Raw genomic sequence first — 22487 nt, forward strand, 5'->3', positions numbered from 1 at the left:
CCGGTCGGGTTGAACTCGGCATCCTTGACGTGGAACATCCGGATGCGATCCTTGTAGATGTCGATGTTGTCGAGATAGTCGAGGCACTGCAGCACATAGTGCGAGGGGTCGTAGAGCATGTTGGCGCGGCCATGGTTGCCGGTGCGCTCTAAAAACATCTCGAAGGTGATGCCGTCGTGCAGGTCCTCGCCCGGATGGATCTCGTAGCAGATGTCGACGCCGCAATCCTCGGCATGGTCGAGGATCGGTTTCCAGCGCCGCGCCAGTTCGTCGAAGGCGGTCTCGACCAGGCCGGCCGGCCGCTGCGGCCAGGGATAGACGAACGGCCAGGCAAGCGCGCCGGARAAGCTCGCCATCGCATTAAGCCCGAGGTTCTTCGACGCCGTCAGCGCCAKCTTCACCTGCTCGACCGCCCATTGCTGCCGTGCCCCAGGATTGCCGCGCACTTCYGGCACGGCAAAACCGTCGAACACCTCGTCATAGGCCGGATGGGTGGCRACCARCTGGCCCTGCAGATGGGTCGACAGCTCGGTGATCTCGACGCCGTTGTCGCGGGCAATGCCGGCAAGCTCGTCGCAATAGGCCTTTGACGTYGCCGCCTGCTGCAAATCGATCAGCCTGGTATCCCAGGTCGGCACCTGCACGCCCTTGTAGCCGCAATCGGCAGCCCACTTGGTGATCGCCGCAAACGAGTTGAACGGCGCCGCATCCCCGGCAAACTGCGCAAGAAACAGACCGGGGCCCTTAATCGTTTTCATCGCAAACATCCTCCTGATGATATGGCTACCGGCAGAGCCGGCCGGTTCAGCCAACGACAGGAAGAAGCGGACGAAAGCTTCATTTTCGCTGCAGCTGAAGCACCTGAAACGTTGCAGGCNTCGGCAGCCCACTTGGTGATCGCCGCAAACGAGTTGAACGGCGCCGCATCCCCGGCAAACTGCGCAAGAAACAGACCGGGGCCCTTAATCGTTTTCATCGCAAACATCCTCCTGATGATATGGCTACCGGCAGAGCCGGCCGGTTCAGCCAACGACAGGAAGAAGCGGACGAAAGCTTCATTTTCGCTGCAGCTGAAGCACCTGAAACGTTGCAGGCGCCGAAGCTAGCAGATTTTCTGTATGGAGCAACCGGTTGGGACGAGAATTTCGGGAGGCGTCCTCCTGCGTTCACAGGCGCCGAAATGCCAATCCGGAAACTGACTGCGGTGCGCCTCACCGGCACGACGAGGCACCAGTAAAAAAACCGGCCGCAGCGGCGGCCGGTTCTTCAATCAGCGTTGATCGCAGCCGCTCAGACGTAGCGGTTGACGACATTCTCCAGCAGCTCCTGCTTGCCGGACTTCGGTTGCGGGTTGAGGTCGGACTTCAGCACCCAAGCTTCGATCTCTTCCAGCGAGAAGCCACCCTCGAGCATCTTCTTGGCTTCCGGCACCTGCCAACCGGCGTAGCGCTGATCAAGCGGAGCCGACAGCGCCTTGTCTTCGATCATCTGGGCGGCCGCCTTGATGCCGCGGGCGCAGCAATCCATGCCGCCGATATGGCCGATCAAGAGGTCCTCGGGGTCGAGCGACTGGCGCCGCAGCTTCGCGTCGAAGTTGGTGCCGCCCGACTTGAAACCGCCGCCTGCCAGCACCTGATAGTAGGCGAGCGCCATTTCCGGCACGTTGTTGGGGAACTGGTCCGTATCCCAACCCGACTGGTAGTCGTTGCGGTTCATGTCGATCGAACCGAAGATGCCAAGCGCATTGGCAAGAGCCAGTTCGTGCTCGAAGGAATGGCCGGCGAGGATCGCATGGCCCTGCTCGATATTGACCTGGACTTCCTTCTCCAGACCGTACCTCTTGAGGAAGCCGTAGACCGTGGCGACGTCATAGTCATACTGGTGCTTGGTCGGCTCCTGCGGCTTCGGCTCGATCAGGATCGCGCCCTTGAAGCCGATCTTGTGCTTGTAGTCGACCACCAGATTGACGAAGCGGCCGAGCTGGTCGAGTTCTCGCGAAAGGTCGGTGTTGAGCAGCGTCTCGTAACCTTCGCGCCCGCCCCACAGCACGTAGTTCTCACCGCCGAGACGCTGGGTGGCATCTAGGCAGGTCTTTACCGTCGCGGCTGCAAAGGCAAACACATCCGGATCCGGATTGGTGGCGGCACCCGACATATAGCGGCGATTGGAGAAGAGATTGGCGGTGCCCCAGAGCAGCTTGACGCCGGTGTCGGCCTGCTTCTTTGCGAAATAGTCGACGATCTCGTTGAGGTTCTTGGTGTTTTCGACGAAGTTCCGGCCCTCGGGGCGCACGTCGGCATCGTGGAAGCAGTAGTAGGGAACGCCGAGCAGCTGGAAGAATTCGAACGCAACATCCGCCTTCAGCTTGGCCGCATCCATCGTGTCCTTGAACCATGGGCGCTCGAACGTCTGGCCGCCAAAGGGGTCTCCGCCCGGCCAGACGAAGGTGTGCCAATAGGCGACCGCGAAGCGCAGGTGATCTTCCATGCGCTTGCCGAAAACGACCTCGTCCTTGTTGTAGTGGCGGAAGGCGAGCGGATTGCTGCTCTCCGGTCCCTCATACTTGATCTTAGCGATATCGCCGAAAAATCCCGTGCTCACGGTCTGGCTCCTCTCAAGGCTGGTGTGCCGGCGCCGCGACTGCAAAACGCCCGGTCATTACGTGGAAGGTAATTGGTTTCATTCCCTCGTGCGGCGATACCTGCGGCATCGAAACGCCAAGCCAAAGGAATAGTCAGATGAACGATTTCAACCGGATCGCCGAGGCCTACATCGCCGCCTGGAACGCAGAGGTCGGCAGCCGCAGCGTGTTGATCGAAGCGGCCTTTACCGTCGACGTCGCCTATCGCGACCCGATCATGCAGGGTGACGGGCATGCGGGCATCGGCGGCTTGATCGCCGGCGTTCAGGGCCAGTTTCCTGGTTTTCGCTTCACGCTCAAGGGCACGCCGGACGGCTTTGCCGACACGATCCGCTTCTCCTGGGCGCTTGGCCCAGATGGCGACGAATCCGTGATCGAGGGCACCGACGTCGGCCTCATCGAGAACGGCCGGCTGAAACAGGTCACCGGCTTTATCGACAAGGTGCCGGCGCAATAGGCCCGGTCGATCGAAAACAGCCATGGAGGGGCGCGGTGCGGTCACGTCGTCGCGCCCTTGATGGCGGGATAGAGACGCCGATAGCTCTGGTAGGCTTCGTCGTAGGCCGCCACAAAAGCCGCTTCGGGCGCGATCGTTTCCGCCGTTTTCGGTGCATGGCAAATCGCGACTGGGTCGGCGCCGGTCGCCGCGATCAGGCCGAGACGCGCAGCACCGAAGGCGGCGCCGAAATCGCCATCAGCAGGCAGATCGACCGGCAGGTCGAGCGCGGTCGCGATCGACTTCAGCCAGTAGCGCGAACGCGATCCACCACCGATCGCCGTCACCCGCGAAAGCGTCGTGCCGGCGGCACGCAAAGCTTCGAGGCTGTCACGGATGGCGAAGGAAACGCCTTCCATGACCGCCTGCGTCAGCACTACCCGGCTGCTCTCGTGGCCGAGCCCGGCAAATGCGCCGCGGATCGTTGCATCATTGTGGGGCGTGCGCTCGCCGGAGAGATAGGGAAGGAAGGTCACGCCGCTTGGCGCCTTCAGCGTATCGCCGAGCTCGGTGCTGAGGTCGGCGGCGCTGCGACCGGCGATTCCGGAATACCAGTTGAGCGCATCGGTCGCCGACAGAATGACACCCATCTGATGCCAGGTATTCGGCAGAGCGTGGCAGAAGGCGTGAACGGCGCTTTCCGGATTGGGCAGGTAGCTTGCATTGGCGGCAAACAGCACACCCGACGTGCCCAATGAAACGAAAGCATGGCCTTCGCCGACGGTGCCCATACCGCAGGCAGACGCCGCATTGTCGCCCGCCCCCCCGGCAACGACGACGCCGGCATCCATGCCCCAGCGTGACGCCAGCTCGGGCCGGAGCCCGCCCGCCCGATCCGTGCCTTCGACGAGATCCGGCATCTGCCGTTCCTCCATGCCGGTGGCCGAAAGCAGGCTTTCTGACCAGCGGCGCTTGGCCGTATCGAGCCAAGCCGTGCCGGCCGAATCCGACATCTCGGACATATGCTCACCCGTCAGCCACAGGCGCAGATAGTCCTTCGGCAACAGCACCCACCGCACCTTGGCAAAGAGATCCGGCTCGTTTTCACGCACCCATGCGAGTTTCGGCGCGGTGAATCCGGGGAAGACGATGTTGCCGGTGATGGCGCGGAATTGCGGCTCGGCATCGAGCGCCGCTGCCTCGCGAAAACTGCGGGTGTCGTTCCAGAGGATGCAGGGCCGCAGCACCTTGTCGTCGGCGTCAAGCAGCGTCGCGCCATGCATCTGGCCGGAAAGGCCGATGCCGCGCACGGCGGCAAGGGCTGAAGGATGTGCCGCCTTCAGGCCTGATATCGCCTCCTCGGTAGCCCTGATCCAAGCGGCCGGGTCCTGCTCCGACCAACCGGGATGCGGCCGCGAGACGTCGAGTGCGCCGGATGCCGAACCGACAATACGCTGATCGCCATCCATCAGCATCGCCTTGACGCCCGACGTGCCGAGATCCAGTCCAAGATACATGCGTGCCTCCATTGGGCAATTCCGGGGAAAGCGTGCAACGGTTTTCCGTCAGGAATTGTGTAAATTCAAAGCATTACACCGGTTCGACCGGCAGGTTGTCTTTGAGGAAAATGTCGATGCGGATGCGTTCCTGCGCCTCTATCATCGAGAGCCCATCGGCGCGGGCCTTCAGCACGCGAATGGCGCTGCGCACCTCGTGACCGGCATCCTGGTTGAGCAGCGCATCGATGGTACCCGAAACGAGTGCAGCACGACTGTACGGCGTCAATTCGTGCGCGATCGCGCAGATCTCGGACTGACGTCCGGCCTTCTCCAGCGCCGCGATCAGGCCGCGGTTGCCGGCGCCGAGGCTGTAGATGCCGGTAAGGTTCGGATGCGCGGCGAGCAGATCCTGCACCAGATTTTCGACTTCCGACGGGTCATCGTGGCCCTCGACCACGGGCAAAAGCTGCCGCTTGGCGGCACCTTCATTGACGGCAGCGCTGAAACCCTCAAGCCGATCCCGATGGTCTCGCACCAGCATCGATCCGGCGACGATGGCAACGGGCCCGTCGCGGCCGCCGACAAAACGCCGCATCAGACTGCCGGCCGTGCGTCCGGCGGCAATATTGTCGACGCCGGCGAAATGCTCGCGCTCGGAGCCGGTCAGGTCGGACACGAGGGTGACGACGGCAATGCCGTCCTCGCGAAGCCGCCCAACGGCCGCAACCACTTCAGGCGCTTCGACGGCAACGACGGCAACGCCGGCCGGTCCGCGTCGGCGCGCTTCGTCGAGCGCATCGGCCAGCGCCGATGCATCGAAGGCGGGAACGGAGAGGATGCTGACATCGGTCCGCTCGACGGCGGAGCGGGCCATTGCGGACTGGACCTCGGCCTCGAGCCCGCGCATGAAGGCGTTTTCGCCTTCGGGCAAAATGAAGATCAGCGGATAGCTGCGGCTCTTGGCAAGGTTGGCCGCCGCCACGTCCCTGATATAACCGAGCGTCGCGATCGCGCGCTCGACCTTGTCGCGCGTGACCGTCCGCACACCCGGGCGATTGTTCAAAACCCGGTCGACGGTCGCAAGGCTGACGCCTGCTTCTGCAGCGATGTCGTGGACTGTAGGGCGCATCATTTCCTCCCGCAAACTGCCTTAGAGGAATTTTTGATGTACGTAAATCAAAAACACGCAAGGAAAGACCGGCCGCTGTTTTCGCTGGCTAAAAACGCTTGCTGAATGCTTGCGTGAAAGTGACCTCGCCGTGGCCCTTCCCGGCCTCGGCAAGCACCACATCCATGAAGCCGTCGGTCACGCGCACGAGCGCGAAACCGCCCATATAGGCCGCCTTCGGCTTGAACAGATCCAGCCCTTCGCGGCGATAGATCATCGCGGTTTCGTGCTGATGGCCGTGAAAGAGACCGATGACATTATAGCCCTTGACGGCATCAACGAGCGCCTGCCGCTCGCCAGGACTCCACCAATGCGGCGGGCCATTGCCCTGGTCGTCGAAGGTCCTGGCGGCAGCGTCCCAGACCTCCGTCGAGAAGGCATCCCAGCCATAGTGCTGGAACAGGATCACCGGTCGGCCGTCAGCGGCATAGGTTGCCAGATCCTGCTTCAGCCACGGCAGCGCATCCACCGCACCCTTGCTGACGTCGCCACCGAAGCGTTGGAGCTGAACGAGATGCAGCCCGCCCCAATCCCAGGAATAGCAATCCGACAGCGGGTCGTAGTTCGTCACCGGCACCGGAGGCTTGTAGAACACCGACTGCCGATGATTGAGCTCGACATAGTCGCGCAGTTCGCGGCGATACCAGTCGACATGCGGCGGCGGCCCGTCCTGGTCGAGGTCATGGTTGCCGAGCCCGACATAGACGGGGAAGTGCACGCGGTCGGCACCCGGTCCTTCCTGATAGCGGCTCGAAAACTGCTGCAGCTGCCGTCCCTCACGCGGCTGGCGCACCTGTCCGCCGCCGTCATCGGTCACGTCGCCACCGAGCACAAGACCGAGCGGCCGGCCGATCCGCCGGCCGGTGCTGCCGAGCCCGCTTGACTGACCGCCGACGGTTTCCGGCCAGTGCATCGCCGGCAGGGCATTGAGCGCTGCCACGTGGCGAAGCAGATTCGCGTCGGTCTTGCCTTCGGCCGCACAGTTCGGCGCAAGGCCCTCGGTCGAGACGAGGCAGGCGTGGATATCGTTCGAAAACAGGAAGGTAGCATCGATGGGCGGGCGTCCGGCTGCGCGCATGGGCGTGGCCAACAGTGTCGCGCCGATGCCGGCGGCGGCGGCAAGGAAGGAGCGCCTGGAGATGCCGAAGTGTTGGTATGCCCGCATGAACGGCCCCGTTTCCAACCCGGCCAGGTGCCGGATCGTCGATCAGGGTTCGGCCGGACGTTGCTTTCCGGCCGGATTGTGCCGCAACACGAAGACGGCGTAAACCGCGCGTGGGCCTAGTGCCCGCCGCCGCTGGGTCCGACGCCCTGCGGTTTCTTGATCATCATCACACCCAGGATCAGCGACAGGAACAGCACGGTCAGGATGACGAAGATATCGCCGAACGACAGGATCATCGCCTGCTTCTGGGCCATCGCCGCAAGCTGCTTGATGGCGATCGAAGCACCATCGAGACCATGGGCGTTGAAGGTGGCGGCCATGTTGTTGAACCGCTCCATCGCCTCGGGGTTGCCCCACTGGATGTGTTCGGAGAGCCGGGCATAGTGCAGATCCTGGCGCTGGGTCAGGATGGTGTTGATCACCGCCAGGCCAACAGCGCCGCCAAGGTTGCGCGTCAGGTTGAAGAGGCCGGATGCGCCGCGCATGCGTGCCGGCGGCATGGTGCCGAGCGCGATGTTGTTGATCGGCACCATGCACAGCATCAGCCCGACGCCGCGCAGGATCTGCGGAATGAACAGCTCGTAGAAGTCCCAGTCAGCCGTCAGATGTCCCATGATCCAGGTGCCGCTGGCAAAGCTGGCAAAGCCGATGGTCATCAGCACGCGCGGATCGAGTTTGCCCGACAGGAAGCCGGCGACCGGCGCCGTGAAGAACATGGCTAGACCCGAGACAAACATCGTCTCGCCGATCATCAGTGAATCGTAGCCGCGGATGCGCCCGAGATAGAGCGGGTAGAGATAGGTGAGACCATAGAGCCCGATGCCCATGACAAAGGAGAACATCGAACCGAAGGCGAAATTTCGGTTTGAAAACGCCCTGAGGTCGACCACCGGGAATTCCACCTTGAAGGCCCGGTAGAAGAAAATCACCGCGGCGATCACGGTGGCGACGGCACCCATGACGATATGCTCGTCGTTGAACCAGTCGTTGGCGTTGCCTTCTTCCAGGACATATTCGAGCGAGCCGAGGAAGATCGCCATCGAGGCGAGCCCCCACCAGTCGAACTTCTTGAACAGACCAAGCTCCGGCTTGTCGAAATCGATGAAGGTCCAGGTCAGCGTCGCAACGATGATGCCGGGAATGACATTGACCAGGAACAGCCAGTGCCAGGAGAAGGCGTGGCTGAGGTAGCCGCCGACGGTCGGGCCGATGGTCGGCGCGAGCGTGGCGATCAGACCGATGATCGGCGAAACGATGTTGCGCTTCGACGGCGGAAAAATGGTGAAGGCAGCCGCAAAGACTGACGGAATCATGCCGCCACCGATGAAGCCCTGGATCGCCCGGTAGACGATCATCTGGTCGATATTGGTGGCTGTGGCGGCGAGCGCGCTTGCCGCGGTGAAACCCGCAGCCGATACCGAAAACAATACCCGCGTCGAGACGATACGCGCCAGCGTGCCCGAAAGCGGGATCATGATGACTTCGGCAATGAGGTAGGAGGTCTGCACCCAGCCGATTTCGTCGGAGCCGGCCGACAGGCCGGCCTGGATTTCGGCAAGCGATGCCGAAACGATCTGGATGTCGAGGATCGCCATGAACATGCCGACGACCATGGCGAAGAAGGCGATCAGCCTTCTCGGGTCCATATGTTCTTCGACCTTCGGTGCGGCTGCCGCCACCGAGCCTGCTGTTGCCGTTGCGGCCATCTGAGCCACTCCCTGCGTGTAAAGGCGCATCGGCGCGTTCAAAAGAACACGCCGGCGCGTCAGGCCCGATTACTTCGTGGCGGCGACCTTGGTCTCGTCGGGCGCCGTGCGCGTGTCGACATCGACGACGACGCTCAAGCCCGCCCGCAGATGGCCTTCCGCCAGCACATCGGCCGGCAGCGTGATGCGCACCGGCACACGCTGGATCACCTTGGTGAAGTTGCCGGTGGCGTTTTCCGCCGGCAGCAGCGAGAACACCGAGCCGGATGCCGGCGCGATCGAGGCAACCGTGCCTTCGACCGCGTGCTCGTCATAGGCGTCGATATGGACCTTGACCTTCGAGCCGGGGACCAGATGGGCGATCTGCGTCTCCTTGAAGTTGGCGTCGATATAGAGCTGGTCGACAGGCACGAGCGCGGCCAGTCGCTGGCCAGCGGAAACGAGGTCACCGACCTGGACGGCGACGTTGCCGATGACGCCGTCATAGGGCGCCTTCAAGACGGTGAAGCCGAGGTCGCGGTTGGCCTTGTCACGGGCAAGTTCGAGCGAGCGGATCTGGCTTTCCGCCTCTGAGCGCTGCGCCTGCAGCACGGTGATGTTGGCGTTCGCAGCCGCGATGTTGGCATCGGCGCCGGCAAGGTTCGCCCGAGCCTGATCCAGAGCCACGTCGGCATTGTCGCGCGAAGCAACGGTGCCGACGTCCTTGGACTGGAGGTCGCTCGCGCGCTTCTGCGCGAGTTCGGCGCCGCGCACCGTTGCTTCGAGAGCGTTCTTCTGGGCTTCGGCCTGGGCAAGGCTCGCCATCGCCCCTGCGATCTGCGCGTCGAAACGGCTGAGCGCCAGCTTCTGGGTGGCGATCTGGGCTTCGGTCTGCTCGGCCGCGATACGGTAGTCGCCGTCATCGAGCGTGACCATGGGATCGCCGGCCTTCACCTTCTGGTTGGCGACGACGTCGACCTTGGCGACATAGCCCGACACTTTCGGAGAGATCGTGGCAATGTCGCCTTCGATATAGGCGTCATCAGTCGAAACCATGAAGCGGCCATTGGTCCACCAGTCATAGCCATACCAGCCGGCGCCAGCGAGCGCGACAAGGCCGAGAACCGGCAAGATCGGGCTGCGCTTCTTCTTTTTCGAAGCGGCCTCGACAGCAGGCTCTTGCACCGCTGCCGGCGCCTCGGCAGTCGCCCCCTTGGCCTCGGGCTCGGCCTCATGGGTCTGCGGAACTTCAAAATCCTCGCCGACAGGGCGAACGCGAGCGGCGCTGGACGTTTTGGATGCGGACATGGATACCGGCCTGGTTAATGAGGGGTGACTGAACTGAACCGTTCGGTTCGATCGAAGCTTGACTTAGTCGCTTTGACGTCGCATATCAAGAGGGAATCGAACCGGGTAGTTCGATGGACGAGAATTAATGCGAACGGGACGGGTGCAGACGGCAATCATGGAACCAGCAAAGACCGAGCAAAACGAGACCTTCCGGCCTGATAACGGCGCGGACGACCAGCTTGGTCCCGGCAGCGGACGCCATGCGGCGGGTGAAGACCCTGCCAAGCGCCAACAGATTCTCGAGGGCGCGCGGCGGGTCTTCATGAGCCAGGGCTTCGACGCCGCCAGCATGAACGATATCACCCGCGAGGCCGGCGTCTCGAAGGGCACGCTCTACGTCTACTTCGAAAACAAGGAAGACCTGTTCAAGGCGCTGATCATCCAGGGCAAGACCCTGGTGATCCAGACCGCCAAGCATGCACTCAACGACCACGAAGACGTCGAGGAGGCGCTCTACGATTTCGGCGTCACCCTGACGAGCAGCATCACCTCCGAGGCCACGATCCGCTCCATGCGCATGGTGATCGGCGTGATCGACCGGATGCCGCATCTGGCGGAACGCTTCTTCAGCGAGGCGCCCGAAAACGGCTATACGGTCCTCAAGACCTATCTCGACCGGCAGGTTCCAACAGGCACGCTCGACATCGACAACACGGAAGTAGCGGCCAGGCAGTTCATCGAGATGGCCCAGGCCGGGCTGTTCAAGCACCGCCTGTTCGGCGGAATGTGCTCGGCGCCGCCGCGAGAGCAGATCGAGGGCACGGTTGCCGCGGCCGTCCGCGTCTTCATGGCCGCCTATGGACCGAAGAAGAAGACGGACTGAGCCAAGCCAAGGGGCTCATTCGTTCGGGCTAGCCTTCAATCCAGCAATTGCGATCAAGCACGCCTTGCGGCAAGACCCTATGAGCATGGGCTGTCTGCCACGGGAGTGAACATGAGTGCTATCGGAAGGGCGATCTGGTTCATCGAGAGCCATTTCGCCAGGGATATATCGCTGGAGGAGATCGCCGAGGCTGCCGGCCTTTCGCGCTTTCACCTGTCGCGCGTCTTCGGACTGGTGACCGGTCGCTCCATCAGCGCCTATATCCGTGCGCGGCGGCTGAGCGGCGCCGCACGAAACCTTGCCGACGGCTCGTCCAGCATTCTCGCGGTGGCCCTCGAAGCGGGCTACGGCTCGCACGAGGCTTTCACCCGTGCCTTTCGCGAGCAGTTCGGCGTCACGCCGGAGACCGTGCGCAAGCAAGGGCACCTCAGCAACATCGCACTGACGGAGCCTATCAGAATGGACGACACCCGCCTCCTCAAACTGGACCCACCGCGCTTCGAAGACAGCCCGCCTTTGCTTTTGGCCGGCCTTGCCGAAACCTACGCCTATGGCCGCACCGAAGGCATTCCCTCGCTGTGGCAGCGCTTCAATTCCCACTTCGGCAACATCCCCGGACAGAAGGGCAACGTCGCCTACGGCGTCTGCAGCCAGAGCGATGGCGAAGCCGGGACATTTCGCTATATGGCGGCAGCAGAAGTCGACGACGCCGGCGCCCTGCCCGCCGGCTTTACCACCATGAAGCTGCCGAAGCAGCGTTACGCCGTGTTCCTGCACCGCGGCCATATCTCGTCGATCGCCACGACGGCGCACCATATCTTCGGCACCTGGCTGCCGGAGTCCGGTCTTCAGCATGGCCAAACGCCTGATCTCATCGAGCGTTATGATGATCGTTTCGACCCGCATTCGGGCATGGGGGTGGTCGAAATGTGGATTCCGATCCAAGCGTAAACGGTAAAGCGCCGCCGCAAATGGCCGGCGGCGCTTGTCACTTTCGCAATGTTGCTTAAATACTGCCGCGATTCTTGCGCGACGACGCGCCACCGAAAAAGGAAAGATCGCCGATGCAGGGGATAATGTCGCTTGCCCAGGACCCAGCCGCCTGGGTCGCCCTCATAACACTGGTTGTCATGGAGGTGGTTCTCGGCATCGACAACCTGATCTTCATCTCCATCCTCACCAACAAGCTGCCGGCCGAACACCGCGAGAGGGCCCGCCGCATCGGCATTACCCTGGCGCTCGTCATGCGCCTCGCCCTGCTCGGCACCGTCGCCTGGATCGTCAAGCTGACCACGCCGGTGTTCGAGGTCTTCGGACACGGCTTCTCGTGGAAGGACATGATCCTGATCGCCGGCGGTCTTTTCCTCGTCTGGAAGGCGACCAAGGAAATCCACCATAGCGTCGATCCGAGCGACCACGGCGAAGACTTCATCGCTTCTTCGGCGATCAACAGCTTCGGCGCGGCGATCGGCCAGATCCTGCTGCTCGACCTCGTCTTCTCGGTCGACAGCATCATTACCGCCGTCGGCATGACGCCGCATCTGCCGATCATGGTCGTCGCCGTCCTAGCCGCCGTCACCGTGATGCTCGTTGCCGCGACGCCGCTTGCCAACTTCATCGAGAAGAACCCGACGATCGTCATGCTGGCGCTCGCCTTCCTCTTGATGATCGGCACGACGCTGATCGCCGAAGGCATGGGCCTGCACGTGCCGAAGGGCTACATCTACGCCGCCATGGCCTTCTCGGCGCTGGTGGAGGTTCTCAACATGGTGGCGCGCAATGCGCGGCTGCGAAAGAAGGCCGCCGGCAAGCTACACTGAGGCGTTGCCACGAACAAAACTGGAAAGGCGGGGCCACCAGCCCCGCCTTTTCGTTGCGCCGAAAAAAGACCTGCATCACAGGGGATGCAGGCCATCTTGCTGCGGGCGTTTGTGAGAACGCTACAGCGCCGCGCGTCTTACGAGACGCGCAAAGGTCGCTGTCGCGCTTTGAATTGCTGCATGTTTTGATCCTTATATCGAATAGCATTTAAGGAAACATGCAGTGGCGCTCGACTGCCGTTTCGTTGGCCACGGGAAGAAATCGGAAAAATTCCCGTGTTCTCCGCCTTCGTCATGTCCGATTGGCACAGCCCGCGCCTCTCGAACGGATAACGCCTCATCCGGTAAATCGTTCCGGTTGCTTCAGGCGTCGGGACGTTGCCCAATCTCCACGAGGATGTTGCCGGGTATGACCATATAGAAGACATAGGCGCCATGCCGCTCTTCCGGTTCGGTGATGCGGATGCCGCTCGGCAGGATGCGCCGATAGGCATCCTCGACTGCCAATCGCTCGGGCAGCAGGAAGCCGATATGGTAGGTCTGAAGACCGAGGCTGACCTGGTCGCCACCGCCAAGCTTGGCGATCGGCGGGCTGATCACCAGCACCATGCCGGCATCGTCTGCCAGGCGATAAAAGGCATCCTTGCCGCGCGTTTCGACAAGCGTGAAGCCAAGATGTTCGATGAAGAATGTCGCCGTTTCGGTAACGACGGGGCTGTGAAGGTCGAGATGGTTCAGTCGCATATGCAGTCTCCGTGTTTTGAGAAACGCGGCGGACTGCGTCTGATCTGGATACACCCCGCCGCGGACCGATGCGGATGCATCGGAACCACGCCGCGGGTTCGAACGATCAGGTTCGAGCAGAGCTTCGCAACCGCTCGTACGGTGACGAAGGGACCGGGCTTACCATATCCGGTCCTGCCTTTTTCGACACGGGATGTGTAGCGCAGCCAAGCTGCGCCAGCAAGATCGCTGAGATCAGTTTTTCCCGGCGTCCGGATCCACCTTCTGCAACTCCTGCAGATAGGCGTCGAGACGATCAAACTTCTCTTCCCAGAAGCGGCGGTAGCTGTCGAGCCAGCTGTTGACGTCGCGCAAGGGTGCCGCTTCGAGCCGGCAGGGGCGCCATTGCGCCTCGCGGCCGCGGCTGATCAGCCCGGCGCGCTCGAGAACTTTCAGATGTTTTGAAACCGCCGGCAGGCTCATCTCGAACGGCTCCGCCAGTTCGCCGACAGAAGCCTCGCCGAGAGAGAGCCGGGCGAGAATCGCCCGGCGCGTGGGGTCGGCAAGGGCTGAGAGCGTGGTCGACAGGCGATCTTCCGGCATTTCCTAAAAAACCTTTCAGTTAAATAACCTCACGGTTCAATATAACCAGCCATCGGCAGTGTCAACAAAAACCGGCGTGATCCACTTTCCGTTGACATGCTCCATGTTCTATGGTCTCACGCGAGCCGACTGGAATAGCCCGCCGATACCGCTGGTGCGGCACCCCTACGGGCCTTTCCTTCCCATAAAATGCGCGCCCGGCGGCCGGACTTGTCTTCCGGCAAGGGGCGAGAAGCACGTCAAACGGGCAAAGACCATGGCAGATTCAGCAGTTCGGGTACGCATCGCACCCTCCCCCACCGGCGAGCCGCATGTCGGCACCGCCTATATCGCACTGTTCAACTATCTCTTCGCAAAGAAGCACGGCGGCACCTTCATCCTTCGTATCGAGGATACCGACGCCACACGCTCGACGCCGGAGTTTGAGCAGAAGGTTCTGGATGCGCTGAAATGGTGCGGGCTCGAATGGTCGGAAGGCCCTGACGTCGGCGGCCCCTATGGCCCCTACCGCCAGAGCGACCGCAAGGACATCTATCTCGACTACGTTCGCCAGATCGAGAACAACGGCCACGGCTTCCGCTGTTTCTGCACACCGGAACGGCTCGAACAGATGCGCGAGGGCCAGCGCGCCGCCGGCAAGCAGCCGAAATATGACGGCCACTGCCTGAGCCTGACAGCCGAAGAAGTGACCCGCCGCGTCGATGCCGGCGAGCCGCATGTCGTGCGCATGAAGATCCCGACCGAGGGCTCCTGCAAGTTCACCGACGGCGTCTATGGCGACGTCGAGATCCCGTGGGATTCGGTCGACATGCAGGTGCTGCTCAAGGCCGACGGCATGCCGACCTACCACATGGCGAACGTCGTCGACGACTACCTGATGAAGATCACCCACGTCGCGCGCGGCGAGGAGTGGCTGGCCTCCGTGCCGAAGCACATCCTGATCTATCAGTATCTCGGCCTGACGCCGCCGGTGTTCATGCACCTGTCGCTGATGCGCAATGCCGACAAATCGAAGCTGTCGAAGCGCAAGAACCCGACGTCGATCTCCTACTACTCGGCGCTCGGCTACCTGCCGGAAGCGCTGATGAATTTCCTCGGCCTGTTCTTCATCCAGATCGCCGAAGGCGAGGAACTGATGACGATGGCCGAGCTTGCCGAAAAGTTCGACCCCGACAACCTGTCGAAGTCGGGCGCGATCTTCGACATCCAGAAGCTCGACTGGCTGAACGGCCGCTGGATCCGCGAGAAGCTGAGCGACGACGAATTCCTCGGCCGGGTGCTTGCCTGGGCGTCCGAGAACGATCGCCTGAAGCAGGGCCTGAAGCTGTCGCAGTCGCGCATCTCCAAGCTCGGCGAACTGCCGGCCCTTGCCGACTTCCTGTTGAAGTCCGACCTCGGCCTCGAGCCGGCGGCCTTCGCCAAGATCAAGTCGAGCCCGGAAGAACTGGTCGAGATCTTCAACACGGTACAGCCGGATCTGGAAAAGATCCTCGAATGGAACAAGGAAACGATCGAAGCGGAACTACGCGCGATCGCCGACCGCATGGGCAAGAAGCTCAAGGTCGTGCTGGCACCGCTGTTCGTGGCGGTTTCCGGTTCGTCGCGGTCGCTGCCGCTCTTCGACAGCATGGAACTGCTCGGCCGCTCGGTCGTGCGCCAGCGGTTGAAGATTGCAGGCCAGGTCGCCGCCTCGATGGCCGGCAGCGGAAAGTAAGGACAGGACGATGAACGACAAGACCGAAACAACAGCCCTCTCCTCCGATGTGACGGAAGTGCGCGCGCAGAAGCTGAAGCTGCTCCGCGAACAGATCGGCGACGTCTATCCGGCGCATTTCCACCGCACGATGACCAATGCCGAACTTGCGGCGAAGTACGAGAACCTGGAGCTGGACACCGAGACGCAGGACGTCGTCACCGTCGCCGGCCGCGTCTACTCGTCGCGCAACTCCGGCATGTTCATGGATATCCATGATGCCTCCGGCAAGATCCAGATCTTCAGCCACAAGGACACCACGCCTGAAGACGCACGCGCACTGCTGCCGATGATCGACATCGGCGACATCATCGGTGTCACCGGCGTCGTGCGCCGCACCAAGCGCGGCGAACTGACGATCAACGCGCAGACGATCACCATGCTGACGAAGTCGCTGCTGCCGATGCCCGAAAAATGGCATGGCTTGTCGGATATCGAGCTGCGCTACCGCAAGCGCCACCTCGACATCATGACCAACGAGGAATCGAAGCTGCGCTTCCAGCAGCGCAGCAAGATCGTTTCCGGCATCCGCCGCTTCATGGAAGACGACGGCTTCATGGAAGTCGAAACGCCGATGCTGCATTCGGTCTATGGCGGTGCGACGGCCGAGCCGTTCAAGACTCACCACAACACGCTGAAGCTCGACATGTTCCTGCGCATTGCGCCGGAACTGTATCTGAAGCGCACGCTGGTATCTGGCCTGACCGACAAGGTGTTCGAGATCAACCGCAACTTCCGCAACGAAGGCGTCTCGACCCGGCACAATCCCGAATTCACCATGATGGAATGCTACTGGGCCTATGCCGACTACGAGGACATCATGGACCTCGTCGAGCGGCTGTTTACCAAGCTCGCTCTGTCGATCCACGGCTCGACCGAATTCATGTTCGGCGACAAGGAAATCTCCTTCAAGGGTCCGTTCCGCCGCGTGCCGATGCCGGATGCCGTCAAGGAAGCGACCGGTATCGACTTCCTGGCGATGAAGACCGACGAGGAAGCCCGTGCGGCCGCCAAGGCTGCCGGGTTCGAAGTCGAGAAGGACTGGACCTGGGGCGAGTGCCTCGCCTTCATCTTCGAAGAAAAGGTCGAGCCGACGCTGATCCAGCCGGCCCACGTCACGCATTTCCCGAAGGACATCTCGCCTTTCGCCAAGGAAGTGCCGGGCGAGCCGCGCCTCGTCGAGCGTTTCGAGACCTATTGCAACACCTGGGAACTCGGCAACGCCTTCTCGGAGCTCAACGATCCGGAAGAGCAGCGCGCCCGCATGGTCGAGCAGCTGGAGCAGGCCCATGCCCGCGGCGAAAAGGCAAAGCAGCTCGATGACGAGTTCCTTGATGCCATCGACCAGGGCATGCCGCCGGCAGGCGGCCTCGGCATCGGCGTCGACCGCCTGATCATGCTTTTGACCAACGCGCCGTCGATCCGCGACATCATCCTGTTCCCGGCGCGCCGCAACAAGGCCGACTGATCAAAGTCATAACGGCACAAGACAAAGCCCGGCGCGATTGCGGCGGGCTTTTTTCATTTTCAATGATGGAGTGACAGCGCGCTGCGCGAGAACGGCGCTTCAGTGGCCTGCAGGCGCTTCGGCGCTCTCGACCTTGTGCTCTTGCGCCGTGGCGTCCGGTGCCGCCTCGCCCTCGACGGCGACAGCATTCGGATCGATGCAGGGCGACCGATCGTCCATGCCGGCCATCATGCCGCGGATGTCACCCACGGAAAGATCGATGGTGTTGCCATGAAAGAAGCCGGCCGAGTTTGCCGTGCCGTCATTGTAGGACGCGCGGAACGGTTCATCCATACCGGGCACGCTCTGCGGGCCCGGTGCAAAGAGAACTTGCGCGCCGATCGCCGCACCCCGAACCTGGGCGCGCTCTTCCGGTCCGGCCGCATCGAGAACGACCACCTGGTAAAGCTCGGCATTTTCCGTCTTGGAGAGAGCACCGACCACGCGAAGCGCCGTGCGCATGCGCGCTTCGCCGTCGGCACGATCCGTCTTGATGTGCATGCGGACCCAGCGCTGACCGTGATGGCCGAGCTTGATGGTTCTGACCAGGGTGCATTCGAGGCCGGAGGTGGCGGGCTTGGAAATCCGCTCCATCAATGCGTCGCGGCCGACATAGACGGCGGCAGCACCTGAGGCAGCCGACACGCCGAACGCCGCGGCGAGGATGACGACCAGCCTCTTCGATGGGCGCAAGTTGCCGAGAATAGCCTTCACGAGAATGGCTCCGCTGTCATTTCAGGAACTGTAACAAAAGCCCGAAGGCGCCTTGCAAGGATAGGCGCTGCACCTTTCAGAAAGTTTAAGCGCCGCGCGCCATAGACGAACGGGAAGAACAGAGGAGCTCGCCCAAAAGACATCTTCAGCTTCGACATCGGGCGTGTTCGATAGGGATCGAAGGGTGATTGACTTTCGCAGGCATCTTGCCTCCATTGCGACCCGTCAAACGCAAGAAAAAGAAAAGAAGAACACATGCACAAGGTTATCTTTGATACGGATCCGGGCATCGACGATGCGATGGCCCTCCTCTTCCTCCACCGCCACCCGGATATCGACCTCATCGGCATTACGACGGTCTTCGGCAACGCCTCGGTCGAAACGACGACGCGCAATGCGCTGTTCCTGAAGCGCGAGTGGGGCATTAAGGCACCGGTCGCAAAAGGTCTCGACAAGACCTTCAATCCGGATCGGCCGCATGTCGGCTGGCCGACCTTTATTCATGGCGATGACGGCCTCGGCAACATCGACGTGCCCGAGACCATCGACCGGCCCGTCGATCCCCGCCCGGCGCACCGCTTCATCATCGACACCGTCCGCGCCAATCCCGGCGAAGTGACGCTGATTGCCGTCGGTCGCATGACCAACCTGGCGCTGGCACTGCGCGAAGATCCGGATTTTGCGCCGCTGGTGCGCGAAGTGGTGATCATGGGCGGCGCCTTCGACGTCAACGGCAACATCACGCCGGCCGCCGAAGCCAATATCCATGGCGACCCCGAGGCAGCCGACGTCGTCATGACGGCGCCGTGGCCGGTTACGGTCGTCGGTCTCGATGTCACCACCAAGACGGTGATGACCAAGGCCATGCTCGCCGACATCGCCGCACGCGGCGGAGCGCCGGCACAGCTGCTCTCCGACATCTCGCAGTTCTACATCACCTTCTACGAGCAGCATGTGCCTGACGGTATGGTGGTGCATGACAGCTGCGCCTGTGCCTATGTCGTGGCGCCGGACCTGTTCAAGGTGCGCAGCGGCGTCATCCGCGTCGTCTGCGGCGGCCTTGCCGATGGCCAGACGATCCAGAAGCCCGACAGCCGGCTGTTCCCGCCGAGCCCGTGGGACAACCTGCCGAGCCAGAAAGCTTGCATCGACATCGATGCAGCGAAAACCCTGAAGTTGATCGGCGACACGCTGGCGCTGCACGACTGATGTCACCCCGAACGGACCGGCTTGTCCAACCGTTCGAAAAACTTTGCTGCGATAGCTGGCGGACATGCGTTCGCCGGCTATCTTTATGGCCATGAAACCGGACGCCCTGCTCTATCCAGCCCCGAAAGGTCTCTATTGCGAGATCGGGGATTTCTACATCGACCCGGTGCAGCCGGTCGATCGCGCCCTGATCACCCATGGCCATTCCGACCACGCTCGCGCCGGCCACGGTCAGGTGCTCGCCACCCGCGAAACGCTCGATATCATGCGCATCCGCTATGGCGACGGTTTCTGCGGCACGAGCCAGGCCGTTGCCCTGGGCGAGACGATGGTCGTCAACGGCGTCGAGGTGCGTTTTCACCCCGCAGGCCATGTGCTCGGCTCGGCGCAGATTTCGGTGATGGCGAAGGGCACGCGCATCGTCGTCTCGGGCGATTACAAACGACGCCGCGACCCGACCTGCCTGTCGTTCGAACCGGTTCCATGCGACGTCTTCATCACCGAGGCCACCTTCGGCCTGCCGGTCTTCCACCACCCGGACGACCGCACCGAGATGCAGAAGCTGCTGACGTCGCTGAAGCAGTTTCCCGAGCGCACCCATGTGGTCGGCGCCTATGCGCTCGGCAAGGCGCAGAGGGTGATCGCCCTTCTGCGCGAGCAGGGCTACGACCAGCCGATCTACATCCACGGCGCCTTGCAGAAGCTCTGTGATTATTATCGTGGCGAAGGCATAGATCTCGGTGAAATCCGCCCGGCGACGCTTGCCGCCGACGAGAAGCAGGATTTTTCCGGCACCGTCGTCATCGGCCCGCCCGCAGCCTTCGCCGACCGCTGGGCGCGGCGCTTCGTCGATCCCCTGGCGATCTTCGCTTCAGGCTGGATGATGATCCGGCAACGGGCCAAGCAGCGCGGCGTCGAGCTGCCGCTGGTGATCTCCGACCACTGCGACTGGCCAGAACTGACGCAAACGATCCGTGAGATCGGCCCGGCGGAAGTCTGGGTTACCCATGGCCGCGAGGAGGCGCTGGTGCGCTGGTGCGAGCTCGAAGGCATCGCCGCGCGACCGCTGCATCTCGTCGGCTATGACGACGAGGGAGAGTGAGCGATGAAGGCCTTCGCCGAACTGCTCGACCGCCTCGTGCTCACCCCGCAGCGCAACGCCAAGATCCGGCTGCTGGCGGATTATTTCCGCACTACATCTGATCCGAGCCGCGGCTATGCGCTCGCCGCGATCGCCGGCACGCTCTCGCTTGCAACCGTCAAGCCGGCGATGATCCGTGACCTTCTGCTCGAACGCATGGACGAGGTGCTGTTCCGCTATTCCTACGATTATGTCGGTGACCTTGCCGAGACCGTGTCGCTGGTCTGGGAGCCGCCTGCAGGCGTGGTGCCCGACGACATTCCGCTCGGCGACGCGATCGAAAAGCTGCAGGCGACCGGCCGCGCCAATGTGCGCAGTGTCGTTCGCGACATGCTCGACCGGCTCGACACATCGGCGCGCTTCGCCTTCCTGAAACTCGTGACCGGCGGCCTGCGCATCGGCGTCTCCGCCAAGCTCGCAAAGCAGGCTCTGGCCGAGATGGGTGGAAAGGACGTCAGCGAAATCGAAACTCTCTGGCACGGGCTCGCTCCGCCCTATCTGCCGCTCTTCCAATGGCTGGCGGGAGAGGCGGAAAGGCCGGTGCTTTCGACGCCCGCCGTCTTCCATTCGGTGATGCTTGCCACTCCTGTCGGCGAAGGCGACCTCGACGGGCTCGACCCGAAGGATTTTGCCGCCGAATGGAAGTGGGACGGCATCCGCGTGCAGCTCGCCAATATCGGTGGGACCACACGGCTCTACTCGCGCAGCGGCGACGAAATCTCCGGTGCCTTCCCTGATGTGCTGGAGGCGGCCGACTTTTCCGGCATCATCGACGGCGAACTGCTGGTCGGAGGCACCGCCCGCACCAACCGTGCCACCCGGACCTTTTCTGACCTGCAGCAACGGCTGAACCGCAAGTCCGTCAGCCGCAAGATGCTGGACGAATACCCCGCCTTCATCCGCGCCTACGACGTGCTCTTTGCGGGCGAAACCGACGTTCGGGCGGAGGGTTTCCTGGCACGACGGGCGATATTGAGCGACCTTGTCGAACGGGCCTCGCCGCAGCATTTCGACCTGTCCCCGCTCGTGCCGTTTTCCTCCTGGGAGGAACTCGACCAGCTCCGATCCGATCCGCCCGATCCCGTCATCGAAGGCATCATGCTGAAGCGGCTGGATTCGCCCTATACCGCCGGCCGCGCCAAGGGTCCCTGGTTCAAATGGAAGCGCGCGCCCTTTAACGTCGATGCGGTGCTGATGTATGCGCAGCGCGGCCACGGCAAGCGCTCCAGCTACTATTCCGATTTCACCTTCGGCGTCTGGACTAAGATCGACGGCACGGAAACGCTGGTGCCGGTGGGCAAGGCCTATTTCGGCTTTACCGATGCCGAACTGGAAATTCTCGACCGCTTCGTCCGGGATAATACCATCGAGCGCTTCGGCCCGGTCCGGGCCGTGCGGGCCGAACCCGATTTCGGCTTCGTCGTCGAGGTCGCCTTCGAGGGGCTGAACCGGTCGACCCGGCACAAGTCGGGCGTTGCCATGCGCTTTCCCCGTATTGCACGGCTGCGTCAGGACAAGCTCCCGCATGAGGCCGACCGGCTGGAGACCTTGCAGGCGATGATCGATGGCAGATCGTGATCGACTGCATAATTCCTTAAATCGGATCCGGTTTAAGGATAAAATTATGTAGCAAATTTAAAGCGTTACAGCGTCCTTCGCGCGTCTTATTTGACGCACGGCGCTGTAAAGCGCGGAACCGGCGCGATCGATCGGCGTTTGAGCTATTCGAACGCACGCAAGGAGATGCGACATGCCTGCAAAATCCAAGGCACAGCAAAAGGCGGCCGGTGCAGCCCTTGCCGCCAAACGCGGAGACATGAAGAAATCCGAACTCAAGGGCGCGTCACGCGAAATGGAAAAATCCATGACCGAAAGCGAGCTTGAAGAACTTGCGGAAACCAAGCGCAAGAAACTGCCCGAGCGGAAGACGGCAAAATGACCTCCCGGCAAGCATAAAAGCCGGAACTAAAACACAATTGTTAATACCAATTTGGGATCATCCCGGTCGTTTCGTATCATTCGCACACCGCCGGGGTGATCTTGTGCTTGCCAGACATATCTTCCACCTCGGGAAGAAGAAACTTTCCAGAGTTCTGACGCCGAACTACCTTCCCGCGATCATCGCCTCTTTCGTTGTTCTCGCGGCCGGCATTCTTGCGGACAATCAGAACCAGGTGGTCTCCGAAGCCCGCATGCGATCTCAAGTCGCCGACGAGCTCAACCCGATCCGCTCCAAACTCGAGGCCAGCA

The 22487-nt window shown here is 62.2% G+C and carries 20 protein-coding genes; 10 read left to right on the plus strand and 10 right to left on the minus strand.

The window, feature by feature from the left end; genetic code table 11:
* Together ASD00_RS26160 and xylA are read right to left on the minus strand one after the other, a co-directional pair.
* On the minus strand, positions 1-758 hold a 758-nt coding region (locus ASD00_RS26160; RefSeq protein WP_057210131.1), incomplete at its 3' end, for a sugar phosphate isomerase/epimerase.
* Positions 759-1290: 532 nt separating this feature from the next.
* Positions 1291-2601 (minus strand): xylose isomerase, encoded by a 1311-nt coding sequence (xylA, locus tag ASD00_RS26170; RefSeq protein WP_025424906.1) that lies wholly within the window; start codon positions 2599-2601, stop codon positions 1291-1293.
* Positions 2602-2738: 137 nt separating this feature from the next.
* Here xylA and ASD00_RS26175 point away from each other — a divergent pair, with 137 nt between their 5' ends.
* The gene (locus tag ASD00_RS26175; protein WP_025424907.1) at positions 2739-3098 is read left to right on the plus strand and encodes a nuclear transport factor 2 family protein; all 360 of its coding nucleotides are present in this window, start codon (positions 2739-2741) and stop codon (positions 3096-3098) included.
* 41 nt (positions 3099-3139) lie between these two features.
* Here the strand turns inward: ASD00_RS26175 and xylB are convergent, their stop codons facing one another.
* The 5 genes from xylB to ASD00_RS26200 all read right to left on the minus strand — a co-directional run bounded on the left by xylB (position 3140) and on the right by ASD00_RS26200 (position 9902).
* Positions 3140-4594 carry a xylulokinase gene (xylB, locus tag ASD00_RS26180; protein WP_025424908.1) on the minus strand — a complete coding sequence of 485 codons (1455 nt, stop codon included), beginning with the start codon at positions 4592-4594 and terminating at the stop codon, positions 3140-3142.
* Between the two features lie 73 nt (positions 4595-4667).
* A complete protein-coding gene (locus ASD00_RS26185) occupies positions 4668-5705 on the minus strand; it encodes a LacI family DNA-binding transcriptional regulator (protein ID WP_025424909.1) in 1038 nt (345 codons plus the stop codon).
* A gap of 88 nt (positions 5706-5793) precedes the next feature.
* Positions 5794-6822, minus strand: coding sequence for a metallophosphoesterase (locus tag ASD00_RS26190; protein WP_162174738.1), 1029 nt, complete (start codon positions 6820-6822; stop codon positions 5794-5796).
* Positions 6823-7025: 203 nt separating this feature from the next.
* A complete protein-coding gene (locus tag ASD00_RS26195) occupies positions 7026-8615 on the minus strand; it encodes a DHA2 family efflux MFS transporter permease subunit (RefSeq protein ID WP_025424911.1) in 1590 nt (529 codons plus the stop codon).
* 69 nt (positions 8616-8684) lie between these two features.
* Complete coding sequence (locus ASD00_RS26200) at positions 8685-9902, minus strand: HlyD family secretion protein (protein ID WP_025424912.1); 1218 nt, start codon at positions 9900-9902, stop codon at positions 8685-8687.
* 157 nt (positions 9903-10059) lie between these two features.
* On the opposite strand from ASD00_RS26200, the gene ASD00_RS26205 reads away from it, so the two are divergent.
* The 3 genes from ASD00_RS26205 (at position 10060) to ASD00_RS26215 (ending at position 12587) form a co-directional block, all read left to right on the plus strand.
* The gene (locus ASD00_RS26205; protein ID WP_025424913.1) at positions 10060-10767 is read left to right on the plus strand and encodes a TetR/AcrR family transcriptional regulator; all 708 of its coding nucleotides are present in this window, start codon (positions 10060-10062) and stop codon (positions 10765-10767) included.
* Between the two features lie 111 nt (positions 10768-10878).
* A complete protein-coding gene (locus ASD00_RS26210) occupies positions 10879-11718 on the plus strand; it encodes an AraC family transcriptional regulator (RefSeq protein WP_057210078.1) in 840 nt (279 codons plus the stop codon).
* A 113-nt stretch (positions 11719-11831) separates the two neighbouring features.
* Complete coding sequence (locus ASD00_RS26215; RefSeq protein ID WP_025424915.1) at positions 11832-12587, plus strand: TerC family protein; 756 nt, start codon at positions 11832-11834, stop codon at positions 12585-12587.
* A gap of 363 nt (positions 12588-12950) precedes the next feature.
* Here the strand turns inward: ASD00_RS26215 and ASD00_RS26220 are convergent, their stop codons facing one another.
* Both ASD00_RS26220 and ASD00_RS26225 read right to left on the minus strand, forming a co-directional pair.
* A complete protein-coding gene (locus tag ASD00_RS26220) occupies positions 12951-13331 on the minus strand; it encodes a VOC family protein (protein WP_025424916.1) in 381 nt (126 codons plus the stop codon).
* Positions 13332-13565: 234 nt separating this feature from the next.
* Positions 13566-13913: a metalloregulator ArsR/SmtB family transcription factor gene (locus tag ASD00_RS26225; RefSeq protein WP_025424917.1), complete on the minus strand. Its 348-nt coding sequence runs from the start codon at positions 13911-13913 to the stop codon at positions 13566-13568.
* A 256-nt stretch (positions 13914-14169) separates the two neighbouring features.
* On the opposite strand from ASD00_RS26225, the gene gltX reads away from it, so the two are divergent.
* Complete coding sequence (gltX, locus tag ASD00_RS26230; RefSeq protein ID WP_057210080.1) at positions 14170-15627, plus strand: glutamate--tRNA ligase; 1458 nt, start codon at positions 14170-14172, stop codon at positions 15625-15627.
* A 10-nt stretch (positions 15628-15637) separates the two neighbouring features.
* Complete coding sequence (gene lysS / locus ASD00_RS26235; protein WP_025424919.1) at positions 15638-17134, plus strand: lysine--tRNA ligase; 1497 nt, start codon at positions 15638-15640, stop codon at positions 17132-17134.
* A gap of 99 nt (positions 17135-17233) precedes the next feature.
* On the opposite strand, the gene ASD00_RS26240 is transcribed toward lysS, so the two are convergent.
* Positions 17234-17887 (minus strand): hypothetical protein, encoded by a 654-nt coding sequence (locus ASD00_RS26240; protein ID WP_025424920.1) that lies wholly within the window; start codon positions 17885-17887, stop codon positions 17234-17236.
* A 255-nt stretch (positions 17888-18142) separates the two neighbouring features.
* Here ASD00_RS26240 and ASD00_RS26245 point away from each other — a divergent pair, with 255 nt between their 5' ends.
* The 4 genes from ASD00_RS26245 (at position 18143) to ASD00_RS26260 (ending at position 22176) form a co-directional block, all read left to right on the plus strand.
* Entirely contained in the window at positions 18143-19096 is a 954-nt protein-coding gene (locus ASD00_RS26245; protein WP_057210082.1) for a nucleoside hydrolase, read from the plus strand.
* A 91-nt stretch (positions 19097-19187) separates the two neighbouring features.
* On the plus strand, positions 19188-20198 hold the full coding sequence (locus ASD00_RS26250) for a ligase-associated DNA damage response exonuclease (RefSeq protein WP_038576510.1): 1011 nt from the start codon (positions 19188-19190) through the stop codon (positions 20196-20198).
* Positions 20199-20201: 3 nt separating this feature from the next.
* Entirely contained in the window at positions 20202-21815 is a 1614-nt protein-coding gene (locus ASD00_RS26255) for a cisplatin damage response ATP-dependent DNA ligase (protein WP_057210084.1), read from the plus strand.
* A 172-nt stretch (positions 21816-21987) separates the two neighbouring features.
* A complete protein-coding gene (locus tag ASD00_RS26260; protein WP_025424924.1) occupies positions 21988-22176 on the plus strand; it encodes a DUF3008 family protein in 189 nt (62 codons plus the stop codon).
* Positions 22177-22487: the final 311 nt, after the last annotated feature.

It is taken from the genome of Ensifer sp. Root31 (assembly GCF_001424825.1).
GTDB classification, from domain to species: Bacteria; Pseudomonadota; Alphaproteobacteria; order Rhizobiales; family Rhizobiaceae; genus Ensifer; species Ensifer canadensis.

Bases quoted from the DNA above. Each gene is read 5' to 3' on its own strand.
- ASD00_RS26175 (WP_025424907.1), top strand. From the start codon at position 2,739: ATGAACGATTTCAACCGGATCGCCGAGGCCTACATCGCCGCCTGGAAC.
- xylB (WP_025424908.1), bottom strand. From the start codon at position 4,594: ATGTATCTTGGACTGGATCTCGGCACGTCGGGCGTCAAGGCGATGCTG.
- ASD00_RS26185 (WP_025424909.1), bottom strand. From the start codon at position 5,705: ATGCGCCCTACAGTCCACGACATCGCTGCAGAAGCAGGCGTCAGCCTT.
- ASD00_RS26190 (WP_162174738.1), bottom strand. From the start codon at position 6,822: ATGCGCGCAGCCGGACGCCCGCCCATCGATGCTACCTTCCTGTTTTCG.
- ASD00_RS26195 (WP_025424911.1), bottom strand. From the start codon at position 8,615: ATGGCCGCAACGGCAACAGCAGGCTCGGTGGCGGCAGCCGCACCGAAG.
- ASD00_RS26200 (WP_025424912.1), bottom strand. From the start codon at position 9,902: ATGTCCGCATCCAAAACGTCCAGCGCCGCTCGCGTTCGCCCTGTCGGC.
- ASD00_RS26205 (WP_025424913.1), top strand. From the start codon at position 10,060: ATGGAACCAGCAAAGACCGAGCAAAACGAGACCTTCCGGCCTGATAAC.
- ASD00_RS26210 (WP_057210078.1), top strand. From the start codon at position 10,879: ATGAGTGCTATCGGAAGGGCGATCTGGTTCATCGAGAGCCATTTCGCC.
- ASD00_RS26215 (WP_025424915.1), top strand. From the start codon at position 11,832: ATGCAGGGGATAATGTCGCTTGCCCAGGACCCAGCCGCCTGGGTCGCC.
- ASD00_RS26220 (WP_025424916.1), bottom strand. From the start codon at position 13,331: ATGCGACTGAACCATCTCGACCTTCACAGCCCCGTCGTTACCGAAACG.
- ASD00_RS26225 (WP_025424917.1), bottom strand. From the start codon at position 13,913: ATGCCGGAAGATCGCCTGTCGACCACGCTCTCAGCCCTTGCCGACCCC.
- gltX (WP_057210080.1), top strand. From the start codon at position 14,170: ATGGCAGATTCAGCAGTTCGGGTACGCATCGCACCCTCCCCCACCGGC.
- lysS (WP_025424919.1), top strand. From the start codon at position 15,638: ATGAACGACAAGACCGAAACAACAGCCCTCTCCTCCGATGTGACGGAA.
- ASD00_RS26245 (WP_057210082.1), top strand. From the start codon at position 18,143: ATGCACAAGGTTATCTTTGATACGGATCCGGGCATCGACGATGCGATG.
- ASD00_RS26250 (WP_038576510.1), top strand. From the start codon at position 19,188: ATGAAACCGGACGCCCTGCTCTATCCAGCCCCGAAAGGTCTCTATTGC.
- ASD00_RS26255 (WP_057210084.1), top strand. From the start codon at position 20,202: ATGAAGGCCTTCGCCGAACTGCTCGACCGCCTCGTGCTCACCCCGCAG.
- ASD00_RS26260 (WP_025424924.1), top strand. From the start codon at position 21,988: ATGCCTGCAAAATCCAAGGCACAGCAAAAGGCGGCCGGTGCAGCCCTT.